The following is a 24,758-nucleotide window of genomic DNA, read 5'->3' as shown; positions in this document are numbered from 1 at the left end:
TCTGTACATATGTACGGAAGATTTTTTTGATGTTAAGGAAATTATGATGGTTATGGTTAGGGTACATCATAAATCAATTGTCCATAAAGCTGTATTCAACACTATAGTTACCATTTTTACCTTTGCTTCTATACTTTAGTTTTATTGGCTCCGGCATACATGTTAAATATAATTCCAATAGATTATTTTTAAATAGGGTAACCTTTTTTACTGTCAGCTTAAATACTTCCTCTGAATCTTTCCCTTCTATCTGGTTAACCAGAGAATTTATCCTGTCTATGTATATCTGCAGCTTATCTGCATTCCCGCTATTTATAAGATTGATATCTTCAATATGCTTAATATCCGTTTTAACTTTATTCATCTCAAAGTCATACCTTTTATTCATTAAAACCATATCATCCTTAGATATACTTCCCTCAAGCATCAGATTAATTACTTCCTGCTTTTTACGGTTCAGGTCTTCTATTTTTCTCGTAAATGAATCTGTACTTTTTATATCAGTCAACTTGTTCAATTTCCTGATTTCCGATACCAGCTCGGATATTATTTTTTCCTTATTTGAATTTATTGAGTACAAAACACTTTTTACTATTTTACCCAGCACTATGTGATTAATACTCTTATTGTTGCAGCCAACCTGATTTCCATTTACATCAATCTTGATACTACCATAGCTTCTAGCGTGACTACATCTCCAAGCCTTGTAAACTTCCCCGTTTTTTAATTTTTTACTTCTCCCCACAAATTTACTTCCACATTCGCCACAAAGCAGCTTTCCCGAGCACCAATATTTATTGCTGTATTTGCTTTTTTGCTCCTTTGATGCTGATCGTTGACTGAGCTGTTCTTGTGTTTCATCCCATAATTCCCTTGATATGATAGGTGTATGATGGTTTTTTATATATACGATCTCTTCTTCTCCCCTGTTGTATTTCTTTTTATGATTTAAGTAATTTGGAGTTATGGTCTTTTTTTGGGCCAGATCTCCAACATATTTTTCATTTTTTAGAAGTCTCAAAATTACGGTATTTGACCACCTGTTTTTATAACTTTTTGTTTGTATATTGTCTTCATATAGCTCTCTTGCAATTACATGAGTACCTTTTCCTTCGATGGTATACTTGTGAAAAATTAATCTTACTATTTCAGCTTCTTCCTCATTAACAGTTAAAGCGCCTTTATACAAGTTGTATCCAAATAGCTCACGTCCAAAAACAACACCCTGCTCCATCCTTCTTTTTTGTCCCCACTTTACCCGTTCGGATGTTTTTCTACTTTCATCCTGGGCAATGGCCGACATAATTGTAAGCCTCAATTCACCATCTCCGTCAAGAGTATTAATATTATCATTAATAAAGATGACACCTACTCCAAGCTCTTTAAGCATACGCGTATAATCAATACTGATCTTTGTGTTTCTCGCAAATCTTGAAATCTCTTTAGTCAATATCAAATCCAGCCTTTTGTTTTTAGCATCAGAGATCATCCTTTGAAATTCCATTCTATTCTCGGCCTGAGTCCCACTAATTCCCTCATCAGCATAAATGTCAACAAATTCCCAGTCAGGATTATTCCTTATATATTCTTCAAAATATTTTTTTTGGCTCTGCAGTGAATTTACCTGATCATCCTTTTCCGTTGAAACTCTACAATAAGCACCAACTTTTACTTTCATACATTTACCTCTGATTATATATAAAATAAGAGCCTACTTATAATTTCAAGCAGGCCGTTTGTATAAATTAATAGCTATTAATTGCTTTAATCACCTGATCATATTGTTCACCTGTCAGCAGCTTCTCTTTATACAGCTGCTTTATTACTCCTATTTTAAACTGGCGCGTAAATATGCTACTTTCTTCTGAAGTAAGTTCAATCCTGTTATTTTTAATTGTCATACTATCAACCCCCAATACATTCTATTCAAAAGTAAAAAAATGGTTAATTCATTTTCGCAGCACATCCACCACTGGCATATGGAAACTGCATTCCAGTGCATGGTCTATTGTGAAAACACGAAAATGGTGAATTAATTATTGCAATAACAATCCATACCAAGTTTTTAGAAGAAATTAAAAGTAATACAACTAATGTATGTATTATTGATATTAATCTGAAGAATAACGTCAATGGTATGTACATAGCTGAACAAATTAGAAAAAGTCAGTGTGCATTTGAATTATATTTGTAACTGGTTGTTTGGATTTTATTGAACGAGCCTTTGAAGTGCGCGCTTATCAATTCATTCAGAAACCTATTTCATTCCTATTAATGATATAAACTTCATAGAACGGTTATAAAGAAGAACTATTTTACACGCAAGAACAGGTGATTTTGTTACTTATGAAGGACTTGAAGATCTTGCCAGTAGAATAGGAAGCAAGAATATCCAGGATTAAAGGTATCTGAACTTTGTGAAATACTTGGAATTTATCTTGACAATGCGCTTAAAGCTGCAGAAGTCAGCACTGATAAGGTTATTGAGATGACAATAATTGAATATTTGGATGGTATAGTTATAAAATTATCAAATAGTTGTCTCCAGTAAGTTAAAAATAGATGGTTACTCTACCAAGGGTACCTATCGTAGACATGGATTTGTAATAGTCGAAAATATATTGTAAATATTATGATGTTTGATGAAATTACAATGCGATTTAATCAGGAGCTAGAAATAAAAAGGCTTGATAAAAAACTGCATTACTCTCTGAATAATGCAGTTTTTGACTTATTGGTTTTCAAAATACTATTAAGATATTTATTTTAAAAACTTTATGTCTCAATAAATTTTATCAGTTCTTCGTTAAAATGGTCTCGTTCCTCATAGAAAGTAGCATGACCACTATGTTTAAATGGAATTAGCTTTGAGTTTTTAATATTTTGTTTTTGTATTTCACCCAGTGAAAAAGGAACAACTTGGTCATAAATACCATGAATAATTAAAGTTGGGACATATATTTTCGCTAAATCAGAAAATAACACCTCATTTATCCAAGTATTTGCAATAGCAGCTGTTGACCATCCTGCTGCCTGTAATCCTAATTGGAAGAACCAATCTGATAATGCATCACTTATATGTTGATAGAAAAATGTATCCCCGAAATCTCGAAGCATTTTAGGGCGATCATTATATGTTCCATGAATAATTTGTAGAACTACTTCTTTATCTAGTCCATAAGGAAAATTCGGAAGCTTTATAAGACTTGGAGCAGCTGCATCAAAAAGAGCAAGTTTTGATACCCCAAAACCATTATGTTTAGTCATATAACGTATTGCTATAGCTCCGCCTGTTGAATGTCCTCCAAGTGTGATATTATTTAATCTGATAGCCTCTACCACACATCGAACATCGTCAGCCAATCTATCATAATCGTACCCACCCCATGGTTTATCAGAATTACCGAATCCTCTTGTATCTATCCCAATACACCTATATCCCATTTTTGGAAGTTGATTAAACTGATATTCAAATAACCTATTACTTCCAGGCCAACCGTGTAGAAACAGAATAGTTTTTTTTCCCGTTGGATTAAGATCCTCTACATAAATTTTTACATTTGCCTCAACATTAATATAGTATCCCACAAATTCCTCCATGTTATAAAAAGCTCTATTCTAATATTATTCATCTAATCAATATATTATGAATAGATAAAAATTGCCCAGACACCGCAATATTCAATTGTCAACGAACATAATTAGTTCGCAACAGACTAATATCTTCAATATAAAGGAATATTTTATTGATTTTGCAACGGAAATCTGGACATAAAAATTACCGTGATTCAATTCATTTCAAACTGCGGTAGTAATTAATAAAGTTAGCTTATTTAACAAATATGTAATACTATCTCATTGTTTACTCATTATATACGGAAATAAAAACATTGCTACTAATATCAATATTATAATGATACCTGCAATTCTTCGTGAAATAAAATAAGCATTACTTGGCTCTTTTGTAGCCTTCCAGCTTTCAAAAGTCTTCCACAATAATTTAGGACATATAACATTTAATAATCCAATAGTAAAAATCAATCCTATAATAATAACCGGAAATATCATTACTCCTTTTGGCATAAATTCAACTCCCTCCCTTTCCGTCCACATATTGCCTTAATGCTAATACTATATCTGGAATCAAATCGAATATCAATCTATACCACACATTATTCATTTTTCAAAGAGATGTATTCGGACGCTTTTTATTCATTTTGCGATGTAACTTTGTTCAATAAAAAAGCACATCCGACTAACTGAATATGCGGTAATATAATGATCCTTGATATATAAACATTCCAAAAGAAAAATGGTAATTAACTTCTTTATTAGTTATATATCAACTAACTTTTATTAGGGTTTTCTACCACCTTTACATTGTCACCAGTTCCAATTATTACCCTATTACAAGTATTTAAAAATAGTCCTGTTTCCAATACCCCTATTATATCTTTTAAATTTTCAAGAACATACTTAATATCAAAGTCTTTACCAAGATGTAGATCCACAATATAATTATGGTTATCTGTAATGAAAGGAACATCCTCTTTCATTCTCAAAACAGGTTTTAAAGAAAGAGATTTTAGTTTTTTTAATATATGACTACATCCATACGGAAGTATTTCTACAGGAAGCGGAAAAGTTCCTATGGAATCAACTATCTTACTTGAATCCATTATCCAGATAACATTGTCAGCTATACTTGCGACAATTTTTTCTCTAAATAAAGCACCTCCACCACCTTTAATTGCATTAAACTGACCATCAATTTCGTCAACACCATCTATGACTAAGTCTATTCTTTTAACCTTGTCTAAAGATAATAAAGGTATTTTAAACTCATTAGCAAGAATTGTAGTACTCTGTGAGGTAGCGACAGCTTTAATATTTAATCCTTGACTAACAAGTTCTCCAACTTTCTCAATCATATAATAGGCTGTAGAACCAGTTCCTAATCCCAATATCATATTATCTTGAATATATTCAGTTGCTTTAATTCCAGCAATTTTCTTTTCCTTCATGTTTACTTCTCCCATTTTTTAATATATTCAATATAAAACAAAACCGTTCAAAAGTTGCATTTACAAATAATACTATATCTGGAATGATTCTATGTCAAGTTTCAACCTTACCGCACTATTCAGTTATCAAAGTACAACGTTTTAGGACGCAATAGACTTATTTAATGCTTTACCAACCATCGAACTCAAGCTGTATCAAATTAGTTTTTGCATATCATAGTGCAAACCCGACCAAAGCCGTAGACTTCAATTTGAACTACATTGCACGTTGGTCATAGAAATAATTTAAATGCATATGAGACTTTAAATAACTTATTCATAGAAATACAAACAAGAATTTGCCACCGTGATTTTGTTAGTCTTACCTTGTAAATATTTATCTTTCGCTCTCTGCATGGAATCAGCAAGTGCATCCATGTGGTCTGCAAAATTAAGACATATTGTTTCTGGCGTACACATTTCCGATATAGAAGCCATTTCGTTACCCATATGGGAACCAATGATTTGGAATAGGTACTCCTGTAAATCCATAGATATGTTATATTTTGAAAAGTATGGTTTAAGTATTTCTATAGCCCCACCACAGTGTCCTATTAATCTTCTGTGATTCGTTGTTATATAATCATTTGCTTTTGAATCAAATCTGTAATCCAGCACCTCTCCAATATCGTGAAAAATCGTTCCAAATATCATTCCTGTTTTATTTAGAAATGGATATCTTTTAATCATAGTATCAGCATTTTTTAATGTACCAAGAATATGTTCCAAAAATCCTAAATTTGTCCAATGATGTGACCCATCACTGCCAGGACAGTCATGTAAACGCTCAACATAGTCCTCTCCATCATTTCAGTCTCACTCAACAGCTTGCTTTTTCTCAGAATTCCGGTTCTGACAGCAAAGTTCTCCTTTGCACCAATATAGTTATCACTAAAGTAATTCCCTGAGTGGACACCCAACCCTCCACTTTCTTTTTCCCATGTGACATATTGACAGCTATTACCTCCACTCATATTAATGATATAATGCACACATAATAAAAACCCCTGATATCAAGGGTTTTAAGTCATTAATTCAAATCGTCTTTTCGGTACATATATAGGCACAGAAGAACTGGCCCATATGGAAATTATATCGGCAATTGTTTATCAGCTAACTAGAGGTCTAAGTATTGAAGAAATTAAAAAGAGCGGTTTTGATACCTATTTTGTTGATCATACAACAGCAATATACCCTATTGCCGCCTCGGGTATGCCTTTTACAGCAACATACTTTCAATCAAAAGGCGATCCCATTACAGACTTAACGGAAGACCTTGCAGCAGAACAAAAAGCAAGAACGACATATGATAATATACTTAGGTTGGCAGATGATCCCGATGTTAAAGAACCTATTAAATTCCTCCGTGCAAGAGAAATAGTTCACTTCCAGAGGTTCGGTGAAACATTAAGGACAGTACAGGATAATTTAAATGCCAAAAATTATTACGCCTTTAATCCTGAATTCGATAAGACAACAAAGTGTAAGGAACCATAATAGAGCAAACTAACAGTCAGCGCCGAATGATGCTGGCTGTTAGTTTTTTCATTGAGCCCAATTACCTATTTTCAAACTTACATTTTAAGTTTGCATGGTTGTAAAAAATCATTAACACAATTTTTCTTTTAAATTTCCTCAATAAACAATGTCTAGCAATAAAAATATCCTTTAATTTAAAATATCAAAAATATCTTCTATCTTTGAAGAGTTACGTCTAATATAGTTTAGAGTGTCACTCATATTATCAACCACTTGGTCAATATATTTATTGTAATAGTTTCTTGGTATTCTTATTAGACGTTAAATTTATAACTATTCGTGAATTGTTTAATTCCTTTAGAAAAATTACTAGTTTTAAAGTTTTTGTATAATTCTGTATTTTTCTACTACCTGCACCTGCTGCAATTGCCCCTATTTCACCAGATGCTTTGCCGCCTAATAAAACGTTTAAGGTATTCCCAGAAATTACATCTTCACTTGTTCTGTAATACTCATAGGAAACTAATTCAGAAAATCTATAAATTCGTGGAGTAATATCTTTTGGGCCCTTAACACACCACAGTTTAGAAACGTTATCTACAAATAATACATTATCCCAAAATTCTACTCGCTTACATTCAATAAACACAGTCTTTATAAGCAGATCGGCAAATTGCATTTACAGTATCAATAAAAGTTCGTACATCCTTAAAATCTGAAACACACATTTTAAATTCCATTTTTCCATGACAGACTAATTTCTTTTTACCATTGAATTCGTATATTGTTTTAACTGAGCATGGACGGCAAGCTATACATTCAGTTAAGTTTGAAAACATTCGCTCCGCAAGCTCAGTTGATGTTTCATCAAGTCTTTTTAAGGTCTCTTCCATCATGTCAGCTTTTCTGTGCCAGAACTCAGGTTTACTGTTTGTTATTATATACCAACTTAGCGAATGATGCATTACATCGTTGCTTGGGTACAAAGCATATGAAAATCCATAGTCTGAGGCCAGGTATGTAATCTTATTACCATACTTTTCTATTTGCCTTTTGAATTTCAATGGACTCAATGAGCGCAAAAAGCTATCCATTTTTATTATTTCATTACGTATTTCGTTTGGTAGTAGAGATATGCAACTTTCAAACTTCGGTTTCTGTCCTACCACCACAGCCTCATTACTTGTCAAGGGTTTCGGCAAATCAGCATTCGAGTGTATTATTGCTGGGACTTCATCATATTCCGTAATAATTAAAGATTTAACTAATAAATTTGTACGTTTAGTACAGGATATTCTTAACGTAAAGCCTGTACTATTCAACTCTTTCAATAGTTTTGACTTCATATATTTTTCTTTTTCTGAATAAAATCGTTCTTCACCATTTACCAATATTTGCATTTGGGTTAGACCATAAATTACATATATATCAACAAATTCATTCATAGGAATATGTTATGAAAAAATCTTGGTTTACAGTTTGGTTCAACCAAATCGTCAATCCGCCTATTATCTGACCAAGGTGTTCCAAAATTTATATGTCCATTACCTAAAAGCAAGTATAATCCCTGAGAATCAATTTTGGCAGATATGTCAATGCGTAGAGGCAATTTAAAAGTTCCGGGAATGTAAACATAAGAATCTAAAGCCATGTTTTCTTTTTCAAAATCTGTAGATAACCTTCTCGTTGTTGTTATGTACAGCATTTCACTTTCTACATCTGTAACAACATTACCCTTTGATAAAATTGACTTAAAATCAATATCGTTTTTTTTCATTTCAACACCCCATAGGAATCGATATAGGTACCGAAAAGAATTCCCATGTTATCGCTCCTTTGTTTTTTATGTAAAAACAATACATTACTCAAATTCAGTTCTATATTAATTGCTTTTTCCCTAAATGAGAAATAATAAAAGACAGAAAACAAAATAACAACACATGCGCTCACTAATACTATATTTTTCACCTTCATAAAGTACACTCCATTTTCAATCTTTTATTCATATTCGCTATCTAGGTTGTGCAAAACCCATCTTGCATAAAGACCAATTTAATGTAGTTTGTTTTATCTCTTCACTAATTTTCCAAAGATTGTCCACTATTCTTAGCTCTACATACAAATAATTCATTAAACAAATTTTCTGTTTTGAAAATTGTTATAGGCTTCTGAGTTGTTTTTTGCTACATAGTACCCGGCGATGCTATCCTGTAATTTAAACTCTTTTGTATCAAACTCATATAGATACAGAGAAGTCGTTCTCACAATTTCAAGCCACTTATTTTCTATAACTACCGCATAAGTTGCTGCCGGGGATGTGAAATATTTCCTAATTTCATCTTCTTTTGTGTTTTGACTAGTATGATATGTAACTCTAGGGTATTTCGAGGAGTTAAGAAATTTGGAAGACATAACTCATCTACTGCCCAAATTAATATTCGCTTTTATCTATATCATTTCTTGTTGGAGTTCGCGGTTCGAAAAACTTTATGTTAGTTTTTTCACTTACATGAAATAGTCTCATCTTGGTACCCTCTGGAATGCAATACTCTATTTCTTTCTACATAAGAACAACTTTACTCATCCTTATACTTTTGAAGCTCCTCGTTTTTGATAAAATCCCCATTTATATCTTTTAAAAATGGAAGAACATGTACTACTGAATCAATGTTTATTTGCCCGTAAATATGAGGATAGTATCGTCCGCAGTTATCTCCATCTTCCCATCTGATTTTTGATTGGAGTTTATCTGTTTCTATACAGAGTAAGACTAAATCTTCTTCAATGTGTTTAAAATTTGGAGCTACTCTCCAAAAGTATCCTATAGATGAACAGTGAATAAAACCTTCCGCCTCTATACTATCTAATCCAAATGACTGTTTTTCTTTTACTTTTTTCCAACTATTTTCTTTCATACAATGTAATATAATCATTTATTATTCCTTTCACTAGACACGTCTTCCATATATATACATTTAATACAATAAATATTTATCCCACAAATATCAACTAATTACCACTCATTATTTAATTATCAAAGACCATTAATTAAGTTCGTAATAGACATACATCCTCACCGTGAGAAATATTTTATTCATATTATGTAATAACCTTTTCATAACGGAGTTCATTTAATTTTTTACCAAAATCAATTTCTTTTACTGTGCCATCATGTCTAAATCCCATTCTTTCATATAATTTTCTTGAATTCAGATTATCTTCAAGTACCCATAATGTAATCTTTCTATAATTTCTATTTTTCAGTTCATTAATTCCCCAATTAATATAATAGGAGCCTATTCCCATATTCCAATACTCCGGCAACAAATATATACCCCATATTTCCCCGAAAGTATTATCTCTATCATTGTCTCAACATTTTCCAATAGTCATTAATCCAACTTCTTTACCGTTTACAAATATAAGAGTATCTTCTTCTAAGTTTTCTGATAACGCCTTTTCAAAATATCTCTCCCTTTTATCTGCAGTTATGTTATCCAATACTGAATCAGGGACTATACCTTTGTATGCTGTTTTCCACGATTCGGAATGAATTTTCCCCAGTACTTTAGCATCATTTACTTCGGCATAGCGTATCTTGTACATATTTACCTCACTATCTTAAAAATTACTGGCCCTATCTGAAATGCTGTGTTTACTGTAGCATAAACCTAGGGAATGCTCGCAATTTTTTCATTTTGCGTCGGAACTTAGACGCAAAAAACCGCACTTTCAATTCTGAAATAGTGCGGTAGTAATTTATATGATATTTACTTTAAGTTTTATCTCTAAACTGTGACTACAATAGGATCATAGAAAATAAGATGAAAATCAAATAATTTAGTCAACTTCTCTATGAATTTTATTATGTTCTAACTTCTTCTAAATACCTATTTATAGTTTTTAAAATAGTACTTTTTTCAGTCTTCTTAGCAGCACATAGGCGATATGCAGCTACTGCAACTTCCCATTCAGCAATTTGTTTTATAGTTTTTCCTGATAACTTTAAATATTCTTTAGTGTATATATTACTAAACCTATTTCTAATAAACGTAATTATAATTTTTGTGATAAAGGAAACATTCTCAGGAAGTTCCGCAATTTTTAATGTCAATAGAGTTCTTGCCACGTCTGCACATGCATTTCCATTACAGCAATCTGCCCAATCAATAATGTAGTCACCATTTTCATTGCTAAGAATGTTGTCTGGATGAAAATCGCTATGACATAGGCAATCACCGTCTGGCATATTGTCAATTAGTTTATATAACCTCTCTTTTTTATCATCGGTTAAATCATCTGCATATGAAATACGTTCCTTAAAGTATCGTTTTTGTTCTTTAACTCCATTTGCATGATTTTTGTGAATCTCAAAATGCAGATGGGCTAGCTTTTCAGCATACTTTTTATAAGAAATCGGGTTTGCCTCCATCTGTTTTAAAATAGAAGTACCAACAATTTTTTCATATATAATAGCACGTTTCCCCTCATATTCAAGTCTTTGAATAAACTTTGGGTATTTAAAAGAACAGTTTTGCAAGGCTTTTGTATTATTGATTTCTTGTTCTATAGCTATATCTGGTTCATAATCGTTAAATATTTTTATAATTGTGCCCTCTGTCCAATCAAAAACATCTGCGGTAGCACCACTTCCAATTAGTTCACCTTTTATCATACTATTTACCCCTGCTATTCTAGTCTTATTAATGCTTTACCAGTAGAGATAACATCTCCTTAGACGTTAAATTTTAATTAACTAACCTTTGCGGATAAGTCATATATCATAATATTTAACAATCCCGATTCAGAGCAATTGATTACAAATAATACTACATCCGAAAAATTGCTATGTCAAGTTTCACTCATCACCGCACTATTCATTTTTCAAAGTTCAAATTTACGTCGTAATAGACTAAAACTGCGCCCTAAAATGGGCAGTAAAAAACTGCATTTTCATTTACTGAATATGCAGTACTGATTTTTCAAACTTAAATACTATGCTTATTTTGCTTGGGATATATCAAAATGTAGTCTTCCGTCTTTGACACTTATGTAAGGTTGGCGTTCTTTTATGTATGCGTATTCTGGATATCTGCCCATTAGGTTACGAAGCATACAGAAAATCACAGGGTGAATCGTTTTATCATGTTCGCTGTTCATGACCGCACTCTTGGTTGTCAGCCAGGACATAATTTCACCTAGATGTTTTTTTATCTCAGGCTCAGCGATCTCAAATTGTAGTTCAGACAGGCAAAGCCAAAAATACCATACTATCTTTTTGTGAGTCAGTTAACCTTCCACCTTTTATTAAATAGTGATTTATTTTTATCATAAGCTCATAAGCATCCATCTTTTATTCCACCCTCAGTATAAATAATATTCGCTTCACATTAACAACCAACTTTGCTTTATATGAAACCATTACATCCATACTATATTTGGAATGATAACGAGTCAATAAATTTTTAAAGTACCGCACTATTCAGTTTCCAAAGATCATATTTCTTTGTTCATATTCCCGCTATATTACGAACTAAATTTTAATAAAAAACACCGCACTTTCATTTGCTGAATAATGCGGTACTGATTTATGGTATATTCAGTTGTTTGTTAAGATTTCTAGTTCATTATCGTAAGTTAAATCATGGAATATAAATATAGTGAACCATAAGCAGTAGACAGAGCTAATTTTGTTTTTTACTATCTATATATTTTAATTCCTCGGTAATATCTTTGAATAAGGCTTTAAATCCAAATCCTGTTAATATGGATATGATGAACACTCCAGCACTAACAAACATCAGAATAGTATGCCCTGGGTTATTCATAAAGCCATACCTTATTAATTCTTCTCCACCACCCGCAAACCCTATAAAAGTTAATATTAATGAAACTGCCGAAAGACAAAACATGATTATAATTGTTTTCTTTGTTCTTTCTAAATCATACATAACGTTCCCTCCATTTAATATAACAGAACTTATTTCACCATTTTCAACAATTCTGCCTTATATGCAAAAACTCATTACATTTATACTATATTTGAAATTAATTGGAGTCAATGTATTTAAATTGATACAAATACCGCATTATTCAGTTGTCAATGTTCAACTTTCTTGGTTTGCAATATATTCAAACTGCGCCCTAAAATGGGTAGTAAAAAACCGCACATCATTAAAAAACTGAATGTGCGGTAATAGAATGATTCTTGATATATAAAGGTTGCAAATTATATTGTTACGATTGGCACAAAATTATCAGATAAATGATATCCCATCTTTTCTTTAAAGATTTTTGGTGTTAACACATGAGCCATTGCATAACGTATAGTTGTATCATTTTCTTCTGTTGATAATTCAAAACAACCACTTTCAATTACCCATTTACGAATTTGTTCTTTTGCAATATTACAATCCTCATCAGTGTCTATGGACGTTGCAACAGCATAAAGACCGCCTGGAAAATCTACTAACTTATAATTACCGAAATTTTTATAATTATCAGGAACAGCAAAAACCCATTCCATATATTTTTCTTTCTCGTTATACCACATAAAGTCACGAGGTGTAATATAACGACTCACATCTATTGCTGACCACCACCTATCAAACGCCTCAAATTCCTCCGTATTAGTTATTGCTCCAGAGCTTACCACTTTTAATTGCGGTATTTTGATTATTCTTACATTTTGCATGTAAATGCCTCCTACTTTTTTACTTTTACTATTGTTTGATTCGAATTTAATAACAATACTGATTTAAAAACAATTCATTACAAATAATACTACGTCTGTAAGAATTCTGTGTCAAGTTTCACTCCTTTACCGCACTATTCAATTATCAATGTTCAAATTTAGTTCGTGATAGACTAAAACTGCGCCCTAAAATAGGAAGTAAAAAACCGCATTTTCAATTACTGAATATACGGTAATAGAATGATTTCTTGGTATGTAAAAATAGTGAACCAACTTAACTTCGTATTTTGATTAATACTATCCGAAGCTTCTATTTTGTAAAAACACCACAAATAGTTCTCCTGTATCTGAAAATTCCTTCCCAGCAATATCGCCATAAAATTCATATGCATTGAAACCTGCAGTCTGAATTTCTGTTAGCAGTACTTCCTTAGTAAAAAAATGGTCCCATATATTATAGCAATTTACATTTTCTTCGGTAATCACAATAGACTGCCTTAATTCTGTATTATCTTCATCATTATATTGATAAACGGATTCTAAGCAAATATGTGGCTTCTCGCACAAAAATCCACCATCTTCACAGTAATACCATGAACGACTTTCATGTTTTCTCATAAGAGGTGTAAATACATCAAAAATAAATTTTCCGTTCGGCTTTAATGCTTGATATACTTTTCTCAATAAAATGAGCCTGTCTGTATTTGATAATGCTGGATAATCACAATATATCAATATTATTACATCGAACTTTTCTATATAATCAATTGTTAAGTAGTTTTTATAATGGTACTGGATATTGCTTTTATTAAGTAACGCTTGTTCCTTTGCATATGCAATGGAACGTTTAGAAAAATCTACCCCAGTAACAGAATATCCAGCACTATTAAACCTCTCTGCATATAATCCAGGTCCACAACCTAAATCAAGTAAAAACTTATATTGAGGCGATGGTGCAATTTTTGAAATCCAGTTTACTGATTTATCGAGAAATTCAGATTTGCGAGTTGCCGCATCCCAATTTGGATTTAGGTGAGCTTCCAACATACCTTTGGAGATATGTTCATCATCCCAAAATTTATTTGTGCTTGGAGCATATAATTTGGGTTTTGTTGTGTATTTTTTAAGTTCATTGAACATAATCGCATCTCCTTATATAAATTACTTACTTTTAACATAGTAAGACATGGGAAAATTTTTAGCAAGATAAAAAATGGTTATAGTTATAGTACGTTATATTAATAATCATAAACTTCACAAATAAAGGATACTACTATCAAACTGCCAAATCTAATACTGGAATGGTTTGCTTTTTTCTTGGAACACCAGGATATGTAGTTTTTAAAATTATATTTCGAAAGAAAAAGTAAATCTGTTGCCAATTGTGCTTAACCTCGCAATCAACTAATTATGCGCAATAAAAAAAACCACACCTCTTTACTGAATGTAGGGTAGTGGATGATATTAATTTACTGCAGCACTATTCAGATTTCAAATTACTTATATTCCATCAATATTACAAACTTAAAATAAACTAAATCACTAACTATCAATAGGTAAAACTAGCCTCAGGTTATATAAAAAATAATATACTATAATTTATTTCTGTCCAATCTATTTAATTTTTGGTAACTATTGTATAATAATTAATGAAGTGAGTTTAACAAAAGGAGTTCGTTATGACTTTTATAGTAATATCTGGATTAATTATACTTTTAGTCGGCATAATATCCATCCTATTGATATTTAAATGGAACACTTCATTAACAAAAAAATATAATTTACGCTGCAAAAAATGTAAAAGCATTTGTGATTCTGATTATATAAAAACTGCCGGTAATATTAAAACTGCCATTATCTATGAGCTAAGACTTAAATGTCCAACTTGCTCAGAAGAAACTGTTTTTGAAGCAGTAAAGATAAACAAATCTTGAAGCAGCTTTTCTTAATAATCCCGCCAGCGCCGAAAGACGCTGGCTTTCACTCTCTTCATCTATTTCTTCTTATTTTAATAACTAATTTATTTCGTAAAATTAACCGTAAAATATCAAAGACATTTCTGACTGCAACCCTGTTTTCTATCTTTGGCTCAGGCTTTGAAATAGCAATATCCGCCATTTTCAATATACTATCAAAAGAACCGGCTTTTGCTATAAATCTTGCTGTATGGCAAAAGACCGCATCTTTTATACCAATAATGCTACCCAGTTCCTCTTCCCTTTTTCCGGCCCATTCCTCCGGAAGACTCTTTCTATCTCTGCGCACCTCACCGTACTCACGAACTGTTTGTATATAGAAGCCTTCTTCTTTCGGATAAATTACAAACAGAACTTCTTTATTTATATCAATTTCTTTTAATGTACGTTCCCAGGGATAAGAGTTATCTAATATTAACAGTTCCGGCCGTTTACGATTATTGTATGCTTCTATTACAAATGTTCTCGCTTTAAGTGTTGAAACCTTTTGATCTATTAAGTTCTCCAGAATATCTTCCGCAAATCCTACTGCATCATTAAAAGCCGCATCCACTGATTCCGGTGAATCCCATGTAGGGTTATAACCACCAATAATAGAGGATATGCACATAGTAGGAATGATGTTCTCAGTTGTTCTGATACCGTTATCCGCTGCATCAATTCCCTCTATCAGTACCGCATCTACATATCTGAAAATAGTTTCAACTTCATTTTCTGATACTTCTGGATGATTTGATAATATTGCTTGCCTTCCGAACTTCCTCCAGATCAGTCCGGAAGCAGCATATGGAGTACCATTGTCCCGGTACTCTTTTTCCAGTTGATGATGGTCAAACTCGCCATTACCGATATCGTATATGAAATCCTGTTTATCAAGTATCTCCGTGTCTCTGGTTCTGGTCAGCTCAATTTCAAATACTTGTTTCAGAATAGCCGTTGCCATTACTTCATCAGCATGAAATTTGCCGCTGTGTGTTCCTACTTTTTTAAATTCTTTATATTTGTCCACAATAATCCTTCCTTTAGGAGTTATATTATTTGTGCAATTATTTTTACATTATTGTGTTCTATCAAAGTTATTTTGATTCATAAAGAATTAACAAGTAACAAGAGGTTAAGTTTAGGCGCATTTCCATAGGGACATTTTATGACCCATGGGTATTAGGTTAAGCCGACGACGATGATTTCACGGTACAGTATAATGATTCCTGCTCTGCCGTTCTTCACCCTCAATCTTGTACTACAAGTCTACTTCGTTATAATACAATCTTAATTCTGGATAAAGAAAAGAGCGACCGAAGCCGCTCCCTAACAGTAAGATTAAATTGATTCTATTTCTTTTTTTATTTGAGGAATTGATAATCCGTCCTCCTTTAGTTTTTTTATCACATGAATTCTCTCCAAAGTTTCAGATCTTCTATATCGTCTTGTCAGGTTCTCCTCTGCCTGTTCAAACTTAAGCATACCTTCCTCTGTGTAAAATTTCAGAGTACTGTATCGAACACCCGTTAAACGAACTAATTCCCCAATTGTAACATATTCAGCATTTTCTATCATTTCCATGGGTCTTTGCCTTGACAATCAGCTCACCCCACTTCAAACTACAGATGTACTTATTATTGCAATCATTATTGCAATCCATGTATCAATATAATCCACCATGTTCTTTATTAAAGTTCCAGCTTCGCTCTGTTTGATTTCCTTTAAACGGTCATTTAGCTTTTGCAGCTCGTATTTTGAAAAGTACTTTTTTATTAACCCGCTTTTATTTAACAACGCTCCTAATACAATCGCTTCATCAGAAACATTTCCATCTTCTAAAAATTCGGCCCGCAGTTTCTCCACAACTTTGGTTACTTCACTTTCATTTGGTAAAAAGCGGACTTTGTTTTTGAATAGTCCTTGATTACTTTCTTCAATAACATACCCATCCTCAACAATGGAGCGGCCAACTGATTTGAACAGTTCATCTGGCCGCTCAAAATCAAAAGCATATTTCTCAGCGATTGTTTCTATTTTCATAGGTTTGTTGTTCTTGATTAATTCGTATACAGGTGTCAAATACATTTTATCAGATGACAATTCCTTATTTACAAACATTTTCTTTTTATCGTCGATAGAAATATAACAATCCATCAGTAATTCCAGAAGACCACCAGCCAGAAGACAGGTCGAACTTTCGGTTGAATTCGTTAATGTTGTACTGCCCTGTGGTTTCAGAGCACATAGAAAAAACTCTTGCGTAAAGGATAGATTTTTCATTGTGTTTTCTCCTCGCTTTAAATCTACAAACAACTTATTACTTACTACTTACTACTTACTGCTTACGTTTAAGTCTATCATATACTTGTCAATTGTCAATATATTTTTTAAGGTCGCCACAAATCAACAAAAGAGGCGATATCCCTTGCGGGACAAGGCCTCTCTTGCTTTTCCTTATCGATTTGGAGTATGGTTCAAAAAGTTTTCCTATTGTCATTTTTCCTTTCAATAAATTGGTCCTAATATCAATTTTTTTAACATAGCAAAGTCAATGGCATCCACGCTGTTATCATTATTGAAATCCATTACCTTCAAAGCCTCCGGGGTCACAGTTACCTTTCCCAAGAGATATTGCTTAAACAATGCAACATCCAGAGCATCTACCACCTTATCCCCATTAACATCTCCCAAAACACCTGGATTTGTAGTATCTGCGCCTATTCCGCTAATTATTGCATCAATAAATCCCTGTTGTGTTACAGTCATGGTTTTCCTGTCAAGCAAACCAAATCCATAGGCTTGATTGTAGTTATTGTCCCAGACAACAGGAACACCACCATATTTCTTGCAGTACGAGCAGATTGTTTTTGCAAAAATCTGACGATATTTATTATTAGTAGAATCTGCACTTGTTTTATCTACTGCTCCCCATTCTCCCACAACAAATGGGTATCCTTGTGTTACGAATTTATCGTACATGGCCTTAAGCTGGGAATCCATATAGTCTTCCTGACCCCATGTTGATTTTCTGTAACTGTCGGTAGCTGTTGCTCCCCACTGTGTTATTGTTCCTGAGTTATCTCCACAGAAATCCCATGGTGAATAATAGTGAACGGAAATCATTATCCTCTTTTCAGAAGCCGGAATTGTGGCAGACCTGTAAGTATCTGTAGGTATGACAAATCCATAGTTACCTGTTGTATAATCAATATTGGTATTCCAGCCGGGAATCAGCAACCACCTTGCACTGTTATTTCCGCCGGTTTGTCGTACGGTGTCCACAAATATCTGGTTATAGGCATTCAGATTTGCATAGTATGTAGGGTTTGGATTGCTATAATTGCCGTCAAATTCTTCGTTCATAGATTCAAAAATTAAATGCTCATCGTAATTTACAAATGTATTTGCAATTTGCTGCCATACTTTTTGATATTTAGCCTTAATAGTTGCCTGATCATTGGAATTTACAAGCAGCCATGAACCGGTAATTGTGTTATAGCCGTCTCCATGCATGTTTATAATTACATACATACCCTCATTGAAAGCATAATCTACAACTTCTTTAATTCTTGCCAGCCAAGTAGCGTCAATTGTATAATCCGGCGCAGCACCTATTTTTTTCAAATATGATATCGGAATACGAATTGTTTTAAAGCCCAATGATTTTATTTTCGTAATAAGGGCCTGTGTGATTTTAGGATTACCCCATGCATCTTCCCATGGCATACCGTCAATATTGGCCTCCATCTGATTTCCCAGGTTCCATCCGGCGCCCATTTCCGAAACAATTTGTGATTGATTTAGCTGATTAAAATCATTTGTCAGAGATGCAGCCAATACTCCTGAACCAAGACTGGAAAATACAGTTGTAAAGATGACAACCGCAGCCAGAAGAATTAATTTTAAAGATTTGGATTTAAACATAATATTACCTCCTTTTTCTTAATAATATATTTATACTCTTAAATTATTTGTAAAAAAATATTATTTTTGGTACTAATTTATCATAAATTTTTATACTTTCCAAAGTAATGCTTTTACTGCATCTAGTAAAAAGCACAAAAGAAGGGGTTGGCAGTCTTTCGCTCCCAATCCCTTCTTTCTGATATACTCTTATGTATTTTATTCTAACTTATGGCGAAACAGTAAGTGATTTAATTGTCCCCAATAAATACATTTTCAGATACAAATAATCCATACTGTCAATAGCACCATCAGAATTTAAATCCCCAGCCATCTGCCAATATGCAGATGGCATTGAATTTGTTATCTGTAGAAGATAACTTCGCATTGTACTATAATCCAGAACATCCACAATACCGTCTCCATTTACATCACCATAAAGAAAAGCAGGTGCCGTATTTGGTTTAACAATAACCGTATAATTTACAAACGTAGCAGATCCCCCATTAGTTCCAAGCCTCACAACAGAACCAGAAGGAAAATCCTTTTTATACAAGTTGAAGATAATTGTGTTATCATCGTTTAAGGATTCACCTGTTTTTGTCCAGTCGTTTAGCCATGAAGGGATACTGGTCATTCTGGAATCCAAGCCAACATAAACCGATATATCCTTTTTTGCCGTAAAATACGCTTCCTCAGATAAATAGCTTTTAGAGTCACATGCAGTCCTTATCCATTCCGAACCTGCAAAACTCTGAGGAATTTTTGTATATTTATATGTTCTGTCTCCATAAACTGTATCACCAACCTGCAAATTTGATTGTATGTACCAGTCAGCTGCATTGTTGGAATCATTTACTCTCAGTGCTTTTATTAATTCTCCGTCCCCTGTTGAAATGTTGGGAGCCGGTGGCGTTGCCATGCCTTCGCCCAGATAAAAATCAGGGTAAACAGAAGACAGATATCCCTTAACATCTACAGAATTCCTGTATGCCGGGTTATGCATCAGGGTATATATTCTGTAGTTCGTGGGAATAGTTGTAGTGTAAATACAAAGCTCCGAATTATCAGTGGTTTCAAGAATAACTTCTTCACGCCAGTCGCCCATAATGTCACCATAAAAAGGCGGTCTTCCTGCATATGTAGACTTGACTCCCTCCTGATAAATAGAGTATAACCGGTTGCTGGTTTTTGTAGTGTAATTCCACTTATTGATTGCCGCATTGAAACCATTTGAGTCAGTACCTATAAAAAATTCTCTGAGTAAATCCCCATCCCACCATATACTTAAGTATGGAAAAGATTTTTCAGAACCGATAACCTCTCCCTTGCAGTTGTATAAATTCTCAAGTGTAGACCAACTTTCCATCCCCTTGTAATTAGGATCAATATCAGCGCAATCCCCTCTTCCTACATCACCGACTGCACTCATATACATTTTTTTAATCAAGGTACCATTACCTGCATCATATAAGGCTGCACCCAGAAGACTCGGATTGTTCTGCTGTATTGCGTAACATTCAAGACCATTACGGTCAGGATCAATATCCCCTATTATAAACCGATCTCCATGTGTCAATTCTGTGGCATAGAGCAAAGTTCCATTATCATCTAGCATTGAGCCGCCCCAGGATATTTCATCTTTTCCGTCCTTATCTACATCAACCGCACGGATTGCATGAAAATCAGGGAAATTCTTGCCAGAAGGCAATACCTGATTCCTAGCATCCCATTTCCAACGCTGACTAAGCTTTCCGTCCTTGAAATCCCATGCTTCGACTTTCATAACATTTCCGGGGCCTCTTGACATTACCACGCTTGGGTGAATACCGTCCAGATATGCGACTGTCATAAAAATAAAGCTTGCCCGGTTGCCATAGTCATCTCCCCAGTCCGTAACTTTTCCTCTTGCAATAAAATCTGCTCTGCTCAGCTCTTTACCTGTCATTCCATCTACTACAGAAATAAATTCCGGGCCTGATAGAACCTGGTAGCTTGTTAAAGACGTATTACAATAGTTAGTTATTCCGTCATTATTTGTGTCCCCGATTAAAGTACCGTCACCAAACCTGGTGCTTTCACCGGTTTTTATAAGAACTTCCGCCTTTCCGTCACTATTTAAGTCCGATACAACAAGAGGCGAAGTCATAGCTGTGTTGTATGTTTCGATATTTGGCCCGAGGTCAATGCGCCATAGAAATGTCCCGTCTGATTTATATGCCTCTACCTGCACAGGAGACCTGTCATCATTCATACGCTTTACTATATAATCATATTTTCCGTCCCCATCAAGGTCACCCACATTTATATGCATTGTATAATATCCGGTGGGAAGGGTTTTTAATTTTAGAGGAATATACTGTCTGACAGGAGTACTTGCAGCCAAAGTGTACTGTTCACTTTCACTACTCTCAATTCCGTCTAAAACAGTTTTTACTATGTAAGTGTTATCCTTTGTTGTGTCAACCCCGTTGTCAACATAATTTGTACTGGATGTAATGGGTGAGCTATTGAGTTTAACTTCAGTGCCTCCGGAGGTTTTTCGGTAAAGATTGAATGCAATATTACCGGGTTCTGTTCCAAGAAGACGCCAACCCACATAAATCTTCCCATTTCCCTGATTAATAGCTACAATTCCACGATCCAGCCGTTCAAGCTGTCTGCAGGGAATAGTTGTTGAAGAAGCTGCTTTTACAGATTGCGTCCCTATGCTGGCAGCAAAACTGGTACTGATAAGCAAAGCAGCCAGAGTAATGCATACCTTTTTAAAGTACTTCATTATTATCGCCTCCATTTATTTGGTTATCCGATAATTTCTATAAAATTTAAATTTTTATTGATGAAATTTAGACATGACAATTGCAAAAGATGTTAATCTAATTTCGGAATATAAAAAAATATTATTTATGGTTCGAATTTATCAAATTATACTGAAAATGTCAAGAAGCTTCTACTTAATATAGCAGGTAGCTAAATTAACAACCAATTTCAATATAATTACCTTCAGGGTCAGCTATCCAAAAATTTCTTTGTCCCCACGGTTGGGTAACCGGCTCACCTGTCAAGGATTTAACACCAAGTGCCGTTAGTCGTTTATATTCTCTATCCACATCATCTTTAGTAGGAACGCCTATGCCAATTTCCATTGTCTGATTAAATCCTTTTGGTGGGTAATAAGGTTGATTCATAGAAGCGGCAAATTGTTTCCTATCGAACATAAACAACCCGCCATCTTTTACTTTGAAGCTTGCAAATGGTCCTCCATCCCAATCTGTTTCAAAGCCCAGTATATCTCTATAAAACGACACCATCTTTTCGATATCTTCAACGAATAACCCCGTATGTACACTTCCAGACAAAACACCCATATAAATACCCTCTTATTTAAAATTCAAATTATTTATTTTACAAATTGCTTAATATTTAGAAGTATATTATAATTGCTCGTTATTACCAATAGGAGAAATATATGTTTAAATGCCCTCATTGTAATCAAAGAACATTTTCATTCCGTACAAAACTATCTCTGAAACCTAATAAACTATTTGTCCCAAGAAAGACGGCAATCTGTAAATCATGTAAAAAAACTGTTTCAGTCCCTTATTGGTCTATTATTATTGAAATGTGCTGCTTTGTAGCCTTTGTTATAGCAGCATCAAGTTATATGGATTATAGAAACAAAATTGATGTCGCCTTAGCTATTACTTTTGGTTTTACTATATATATGGTTTCATACTTGCTGATAGTTCCACTAATTAAGTGGAAAGAATAATGCTAAGAGTTATTTTATACCAATACGCATTCTATAGCAAAAATCAATATTGAACTCTTTGTCACCAAATATTTGAAAGACTTTTTCTTTATAACTATCTATCTCAGGAGTAATAGCCTCAGGTACTTTCCTTAAAATACTCTGTAAACCACCTTGACTTAAAGCAATATTAACAAGTCTCATTGCCGTACAATTTTCAGTATTTTTAAACTATCTCCCGGGTATATCTAAAATAACCACAGCTCACGATATTTAATAAGTGCTTATTTTTATCCCATTTAAAATGATTATCCTGAAGTTCCTTATTTTCATTTTCAATAATACTGACTTTGTTAAATAATTTTTTATATGATTGCTCAACCTCCCAATGACTTATAGGTGGCCAATCACAGTCAACTGTTGCAAAAATGCCGTTAGGAGCTAATATTCTGTTTACTTCCCTAAGTGTTTGTTTTGGTTCCATCCAATGAAATGATTGCGAACAAATAACAACATCAGCAATGCTGTCAGACAGGCCGGTTTCGTGGGAGTATGCTTTTACAAATTCTACTCCCGACGTTTGTTTTGTTTTTGCAACATTAATCATGTCATCGCTTGGTTCTATTCCAATTATTTTATTGCAATTGTTTTGCCATACTAATGTAGATAAACCGGTTCCACAACCTAAGTCTATCACCAGGTAAGGCATTTTCCCTAAATAGTTCTCAATTACACTAATTGGATACAAAGGCATCTGTGGTCTTGCAGTATCATATGTATCAGCAAATCCTAAAAAGCGTTGGGCGTTTTTTATACTAATATCACTCATTTATTTTCTTCTTTCATAGTAGTATTTTGTGGTCTGTAAATTCCCGCACACCTTGTCTTTTCTCCTCCACCATCAAATTCTTTTTTCTTATCTGACTCTTTTATTATTTGTAACATATAAAGTCCAATATTATCAGTGCTTTTTCTATCTACGATCTGGTCTATAAAAAACACTATATAAGTATCTTCATCAGTTGTAACTGTGTATCCACATCTTATTTCACTCTTCTTTACACCTTCATTTTTTGAATCTGATGTTATTACGGTGCCATCATCCCTTGATTTTATTTTACCTTAATAGAACTTCATTATGTATTCAATTCCATCATCAATATCTTTTGCCTCTTTCAGTGCACTAGGAGAGAACATTTTTTTAGCCCTTCCTTATCTTTCTTTTCTATTGCTTCAATAATATTTTTAAAACGTGTATCGGCGGTTTTTTCATCATTTCTTATAAGCCTTGAGCTAAAAGAACCGCACGATGACAGCCCTAAAGAAAGTCCGACTATTATAAGTAATATTAACTTTTTCATAATACTGTCCTTTAATTATATCTTGCTATTTTATTGGTCTATAAATTCCCGCGCACCTTGTTTTATCTCCCCAATCAAATTCTTTTTCTTCATCAGCTTGCTTAATAATTTGCAACATATAAAGTCCAATATTGTCAGAGTTTTTACTATCAATTATTTGATCAATAAAAAAAACTGTGTATGATTCTTCATCCGTTTTAACCTTGTAGTAACATTGTAATTCACTTCCCGTTTCGCCATCTTCTTTGAAGTCGGAAGTTACTACAGTACCATCCTCTGTTTTTAAATTACCTTTATAAAATTTCATTATGTATTCAATACCATCGTCAATGTCTTTTGCCTCTTTTAGTGCACTAGGAGAGAACATTTTTTTTAGCCCCTCCTTATCTTTCTTTTCTATTGCTTTAATAATATTTTTAAAACGTGCATCGGCGGTTTTTTCATCATTTCTTGTAAGCCTCGAGCTGAAGGAACCGCACGATGACAGCCCTAAAGAAAGTCCGACTATGGTAGTCAATAATAGTAATTTTTTAATCTTCATGCCCCATT

The 24,758-nt window shown here is 33.5% G+C and carries 27 protein-coding genes and 3 pseudogenes; 2 read left to right on the top strand and 28 right to left on the bottom strand.

What is annotated here, in order from left to right; all coding sequences use genetic code 11:
- Positions 1-73: 73 nt before the first annotated feature.
- Both L323_RS32705 and L323_RS41395 read right to left on the bottom strand, forming a co-directional pair.
- Positions 74-1,678 carry a recombinase family protein gene (locus tag L323_RS32705; protein WP_020815882.1) on the bottom strand — a complete coding sequence of 535 codons (1,605 nt, stop codon included), beginning with the start codon at positions 1,676-1,678 and terminating at the stop codon, positions 74-76.
- Between the two features lie 67 nt (positions 1,679-1,745).
- Positions 1,746-1,901 carry a hypothetical protein gene (locus L323_RS41395; RefSeq protein ID WP_020815881.1) on the bottom strand — a complete coding sequence of 52 codons (156 nt, stop codon included), beginning with the start codon at positions 1,899-1,901 and terminating at the stop codon, positions 1,746-1,748.
- A 512-nt stretch (positions 1,902-2,413) separates the two neighbouring features.
- Here L323_RS41395 and L323_RS42075 point away from each other — a divergent pair.
- Positions 2,414-2,551 (top strand): annotated as a pseudogene (locus L323_RS42075) (GHKL domain-containing protein); the annotation flags it as partial.
- Positions 2,552-2,775: 224 nt separating this feature from the next.
- Here the strand turns inward: L323_RS42075 and L323_RS32700 are convergent.
- From L323_RS32700 to L323_RS32680, 5 genes are all read right to left on the bottom strand, one after another.
- A complete protein-coding gene (locus L323_RS32700) occupies positions 2,776-3,588 on the bottom strand; it encodes an alpha/beta fold hydrolase (RefSeq protein ID WP_020815880.1) in 813 nt (270 codons plus the stop codon).
- Between the two features lie 267 nt (positions 3,589-3,855).
- Entirely contained in the window at positions 3,856-4,083 is a 228-nt protein-coding gene (locus tag L323_RS32695; protein ID WP_020815879.1) for a DUF6199 family natural product biosynthesis protein, read from the bottom strand.
- Between the two features lie 263 nt (positions 4,084-4,346).
- On the bottom strand, positions 4,347-5,024 hold the full coding sequence (gene rpiA, locus L323_RS32690; protein ID WP_020815878.1) for a ribose-5-phosphate isomerase RpiA: 678 nt from the start codon (positions 5,022-5,024) through the stop codon (positions 4,347-4,349).
- Between the two features lie 312 nt (positions 5,025-5,336).
- A complete protein-coding gene (locus tag L323_RS32685) occupies positions 5,337-5,792 on the bottom strand; it encodes an HD domain-containing protein (RefSeq protein ID WP_020815877.1) in 456 nt (151 codons plus the stop codon).
- 5 nt (positions 5,793-5,797) lie between these two features.
- Positions 5,798-6,055, bottom strand: coding sequence for a hypothetical protein (locus tag L323_RS32680; RefSeq protein ID WP_020815876.1), 258 nt, complete (start codon positions 6,053-6,055; stop codon positions 5,798-5,800).
- Between the two features lie 61 nt (positions 6,056-6,116).
- On the opposite strand from L323_RS32680, the pseudogene L323_RS32675 reads away from it, so the two are divergent.
- Positions 6,117-6,560, top strand: a pseudogene (locus tag L323_RS32675) (manganese catalase family protein); the annotation flags it as partial.
- A gap of 620 nt (positions 6,561-7,180) precedes the next feature.
- Here L323_RS32675 and L323_RS32665 read toward each other — a convergent pair.
- The 21 genes and pseudogenes from L323_RS32665 to L323_RS32570 all read right to left on the bottom strand — a co-directional run bounded on the left by L323_RS32665 (position 7,181) and on the right by L323_RS32570 (position 24,750).
- The gene (locus tag L323_RS32665; protein WP_242835291.1) at positions 7,181-7,942 is read right to left on the bottom strand and encodes a hypothetical protein; all 762 of its coding nucleotides are present in this window, start codon (positions 7,940-7,942) and stop codon (positions 7,181-7,183) included.
- A gap of 41 nt (positions 7,943-7,983) precedes the next feature.
- On the bottom strand, positions 7,984-8,319 hold the full coding sequence (locus tag L323_RS41700) for a hypothetical protein (RefSeq protein WP_242835290.1): 336 nt from the start codon (positions 8,317-8,319) through the stop codon (positions 7,984-7,986).
- A gap of 353 nt (positions 8,320-8,672) precedes the next feature.
- Positions 8,673-8,954 (bottom strand): DUF6886 family protein, encoded by a 282-nt coding sequence (locus tag L323_RS41695; protein WP_242835289.1) that lies wholly within the window; start codon positions 8,952-8,954, stop codon positions 8,673-8,675.
- Between the two features lie 164 nt (positions 8,955-9,118).
- Positions 9,119-9,475 (bottom strand): DUF952 domain-containing protein, encoded by a 357-nt coding sequence (locus L323_RS32650; RefSeq protein ID WP_020815872.1) that lies wholly within the window; start codon positions 9,473-9,475, stop codon positions 9,119-9,121.
- A 166-nt stretch (positions 9,476-9,641) separates the two neighbouring features.
- Positions 9,642-9,890: pseudogene (locus L323_RS41690) on the bottom strand (GNAT family N-acetyltransferase); the annotation flags it as partial.
- A 24-nt stretch (positions 9,891-9,914) separates the two neighbouring features.
- Positions 9,915-10,148, bottom strand: a complete 234-nt coding sequence (locus L323_RS41685) for a hypothetical protein (RefSeq protein ID WP_020815870.1) — start codon at positions 10,146-10,148, stop codon at positions 9,915-9,917.
- A 259-nt stretch (positions 10,149-10,407) separates the two neighbouring features.
- Positions 10,408-11,217: an aminoglycoside phosphotransferase family protein gene (locus tag L323_RS32640; protein WP_020815869.1), complete on the bottom strand. Its 810-nt coding sequence runs from the start codon at positions 11,215-11,217 to the stop codon at positions 10,408-10,410.
- A gap of 326 nt (positions 11,218-11,543) precedes the next feature.
- Positions 11,544-11,732, bottom strand: a complete 189-nt coding sequence (locus L323_RS41190) for a hypothetical protein (RefSeq protein ID WP_131451050.1) — start codon at positions 11,730-11,732, stop codon at positions 11,544-11,546.
- A gap of 494 nt (positions 11,733-12,226) precedes the next feature.
- Positions 12,227-12,493, bottom strand: coding sequence for a hypothetical protein (locus tag L323_RS32635; protein WP_020815867.1), 267 nt, complete (start codon positions 12,491-12,493; stop codon positions 12,227-12,229).
- Between the two features lie 278 nt (positions 12,494-12,771).
- On the bottom strand, positions 12,772-13,236 hold the full coding sequence (locus tag L323_RS32630; protein ID WP_020815866.1) for a transcriptional regulator: 465 nt from the start codon (positions 13,234-13,236) through the stop codon (positions 12,772-12,774).
- Between the two features lie 297 nt (positions 13,237-13,533).
- A complete protein-coding gene (locus tag L323_RS32625; protein WP_020815865.1) occupies positions 13,534-14,376 on the bottom strand; it encodes a class I SAM-dependent methyltransferase in 843 nt (280 codons plus the stop codon).
- An 849-nt stretch (positions 14,377-15,225) separates the two neighbouring features.
- Positions 15,226-16,221, bottom strand: a complete 996-nt coding sequence (locus L323_RS32615; RefSeq protein WP_020815863.1) for an MYG1 family protein — start codon at positions 16,219-16,221, stop codon at positions 15,226-15,228.
- A gap of 311 nt (positions 16,222-16,532) precedes the next feature.
- A complete protein-coding gene (locus L323_RS32610) occupies positions 16,533-16,793 on the bottom strand; it encodes a helix-turn-helix domain-containing protein (protein WP_020815862.1) in 261 nt (86 codons plus the stop codon).
- Positions 16,794-16,808: 15 nt separating this feature from the next.
- Complete coding sequence (locus L323_RS32605; RefSeq protein WP_020815861.1) at positions 16,809-17,474, bottom strand: GPP34 family phosphoprotein; 666 nt, start codon at positions 17,472-17,474, stop codon at positions 16,809-16,811.
- Between the two features lie 225 nt (positions 17,475-17,699).
- Positions 17,700-19,118 carry a cellulase family glycosylhydrolase gene (locus L323_RS32600; RefSeq protein WP_020815860.1) on the bottom strand — a complete coding sequence of 473 codons (1,419 nt, stop codon included), beginning with the start codon at positions 19,116-19,118 and terminating at the stop codon, positions 17,700-17,702.
- A gap of 208 nt (positions 19,119-19,326) precedes the next feature.
- Positions 19,327-21,876, bottom strand: a complete 2,550-nt coding sequence (locus L323_RS32595) for a dockerin type I domain-containing protein (protein WP_020815859.1) — start codon at positions 21,874-21,876, stop codon at positions 19,327-19,329.
- A 196-nt stretch (positions 21,877-22,072) separates the two neighbouring features.
- On the bottom strand, positions 22,073-22,465 hold the full coding sequence (locus tag L323_RS32590; RefSeq protein ID WP_020815858.1) for a VOC family protein: 393 nt from the start codon (positions 22,463-22,465) through the stop codon (positions 22,073-22,075).
- 609 nt (positions 22,466-23,074) lie between these two features.
- A complete protein-coding gene (locus L323_RS32580; RefSeq protein ID WP_242835288.1) occupies positions 23,075-23,677 on the bottom strand; it encodes a class I SAM-dependent methyltransferase in 603 nt (200 codons plus the stop codon).
- On the bottom strand, positions 23,674-23,937 hold the full coding sequence (locus tag L323_RS41680) for a DUF5104 domain-containing protein (RefSeq protein WP_347498791.1): 264 nt from the start codon (positions 23,935-23,937) through the stop codon (positions 23,674-23,676). The genes L323_RS32580 and L323_RS41680 overlap by 4 nt, the downstream gene beginning before the upstream one ends.
- 86 nt (positions 23,938-24,023) lie before the next feature.
- Entirely contained in the window at positions 24,024-24,209 is a 186-nt protein-coding gene (locus tag L323_RS41675; RefSeq protein WP_020815855.1) for a hypothetical protein, read from the bottom strand.
- Between the two features lie 25 nt (positions 24,210-24,234).
- Entirely contained in the window at positions 24,235-24,750 is a 516-nt protein-coding gene (locus tag L323_RS32570; RefSeq protein ID WP_020815854.1) for a DUF5104 domain-containing protein, read from the bottom strand.
- Positions 24,751-24,758 lie beyond the last annotated feature (8 nt).

The sequence above is a fragment of the Ruminiclostridium papyrosolvens C7 genome (assembly GCF_000421965.1).
Classification (GTDB): domain Bacteria; phylum Bacillota; class Clostridia; order Acetivibrionales; family DSM-1351; genus Ruminiclostridium; species Ruminiclostridium papyrosolvens_A.
The sequence above is the reverse complement of the archived record's forward strand: the minus strand, read 5'-3'. Positions and strand labels throughout refer to the sequence as shown.

What these genes read in the sequence shown, in the direction of transcription:
- L323_RS32705 (WP_020815882.1), bottom strand. Translation starts at nt 1,678, where the DNA reads ATGAAAGTAAAAGTTGGTGCTTATTGTAGAGTTTCAACGGAAAAGGAT.
- L323_RS41395 (WP_020815881.1), bottom strand. Translation starts at nt 1,901, where the DNA reads ATGACAATTAAAAATAACAGGATTGAACTTACTTCAGAAGAAAGTAGC.
- L323_RS32695 (WP_020815879.1), bottom strand. Translation starts at nt 4,083, where the DNA reads ATGCCAAAAGGAGTAATGATATTTCCGGTTATTATTATAGGATTGATT.
- rpiA (WP_020815878.1), bottom strand. Translation starts at nt 5,024, where the DNA reads ATGAAGGAAAAGAAAATTGCTGGAATTAAAGCAACTGAATATATTCAA.
- L323_RS32665 (WP_242835291.1), bottom strand. Translation starts at nt 7,942, where the DNA reads ATGCAAATATTGGTAAATGGTGAAGAACGATTTTATTCAGAAAAAGAA.
- L323_RS41700 (WP_242835290.1), bottom strand. Translation starts at nt 8,319, where the DNA reads ATGAAAAAAAACGATATTGATTTTAAGTCAATTTTATCAAAGGGTAAT.
- L323_RS41695 (WP_242835289.1), bottom strand. Translation starts at nt 8,954, where the DNA reads ATGTCTTCCAAATTTCTTAACTCCTCGAAATACCCTAGAGTTACATAT.
- L323_RS32650 (WP_020815872.1), bottom strand. Translation starts at nt 9,475, where the DNA reads ATGATTATATTACATTGTATGAAAGAAAATAGTTGGAAAAAAGTAAAA.
- L323_RS41685 (WP_020815870.1), bottom strand. Translation starts at nt 10,148, where the DNA reads ATGTACAAGATACGCTATGCCGAAGTAAATGATGCTAAAGTACTGGGG.
- L323_RS32640 (WP_020815869.1), bottom strand. Translation starts at nt 11,217, where the DNA reads ATGATAAAAGGTGAACTAATTGGAAGTGGTGCTACCGCAGATGTTTTT.
- L323_RS41190 (WP_131451050.1), bottom strand. Translation starts at nt 11,732, where the DNA reads ATGTCCTGGCTGACAACCAAGAGTGCGGTCATGAACAGCGAACATGAT.
- L323_RS32635 (WP_020815867.1), bottom strand. Translation starts at nt 12,493, where the DNA reads ATGTATGATTTAGAAAGAACAAAGAAAACAATTATAATCATGTTTTGT.
- L323_RS32630 (WP_020815866.1), bottom strand. Translation starts at nt 13,236, where the DNA reads ATGCAAAATGTAAGAATAATCAAAATACCGCAATTAAAAGTGGTAAGC.
- L323_RS32625 (WP_020815865.1), bottom strand. Translation starts at nt 14,376, where the DNA reads ATGTTCAATGAACTTAAAAAATACACAACAAAACCCAAATTATATGCT.
- L323_RS32605 (WP_020815861.1), bottom strand. Translation starts at nt 17,474, where the DNA reads ATGAAAAATCTATCCTTTACGCAAGAGTTTTTTCTATGTGCTCTGAAA.
- L323_RS32600 (WP_020815860.1), bottom strand. Translation starts at nt 19,118, where the DNA reads ATGTTTAAATCCAAATCTTTAAAATTAATTCTTCTGGCTGCGGTTGTC.
- L323_RS32595 (WP_020815859.1), bottom strand. Translation starts at nt 21,876, where the DNA reads ATGAAGTACTTTAAAAAGGTATGCATTACTCTGGCTGCTTTGCTTATC.
- L323_RS32590 (WP_020815858.1), bottom strand. Translation starts at nt 22,465, where the DNA reads ATGGGTGTTTTGTCTGGAAGTGTACATACGGGGTTATTCGTTGAAGAT.
- L323_RS32580 (WP_242835288.1), bottom strand. Translation starts at nt 23,677, where the DNA reads ATGAGTGATATTAGTATAAAAAACGCCCAACGCTTTTTAGGATTTGCT.
- L323_RS41675 (WP_020815855.1), bottom strand. Translation starts at nt 24,209, where the DNA reads ATGAAAAAGTTAATATTACTTATAATAGTCGGACTTTCTTTAGGGCTG.
- L323_RS32570 (WP_020815854.1), bottom strand. Translation starts at nt 24,750, where the DNA reads ATGAAGATTAAAAAATTACTATTATTGACTACCATAGTCGGACTTTCT.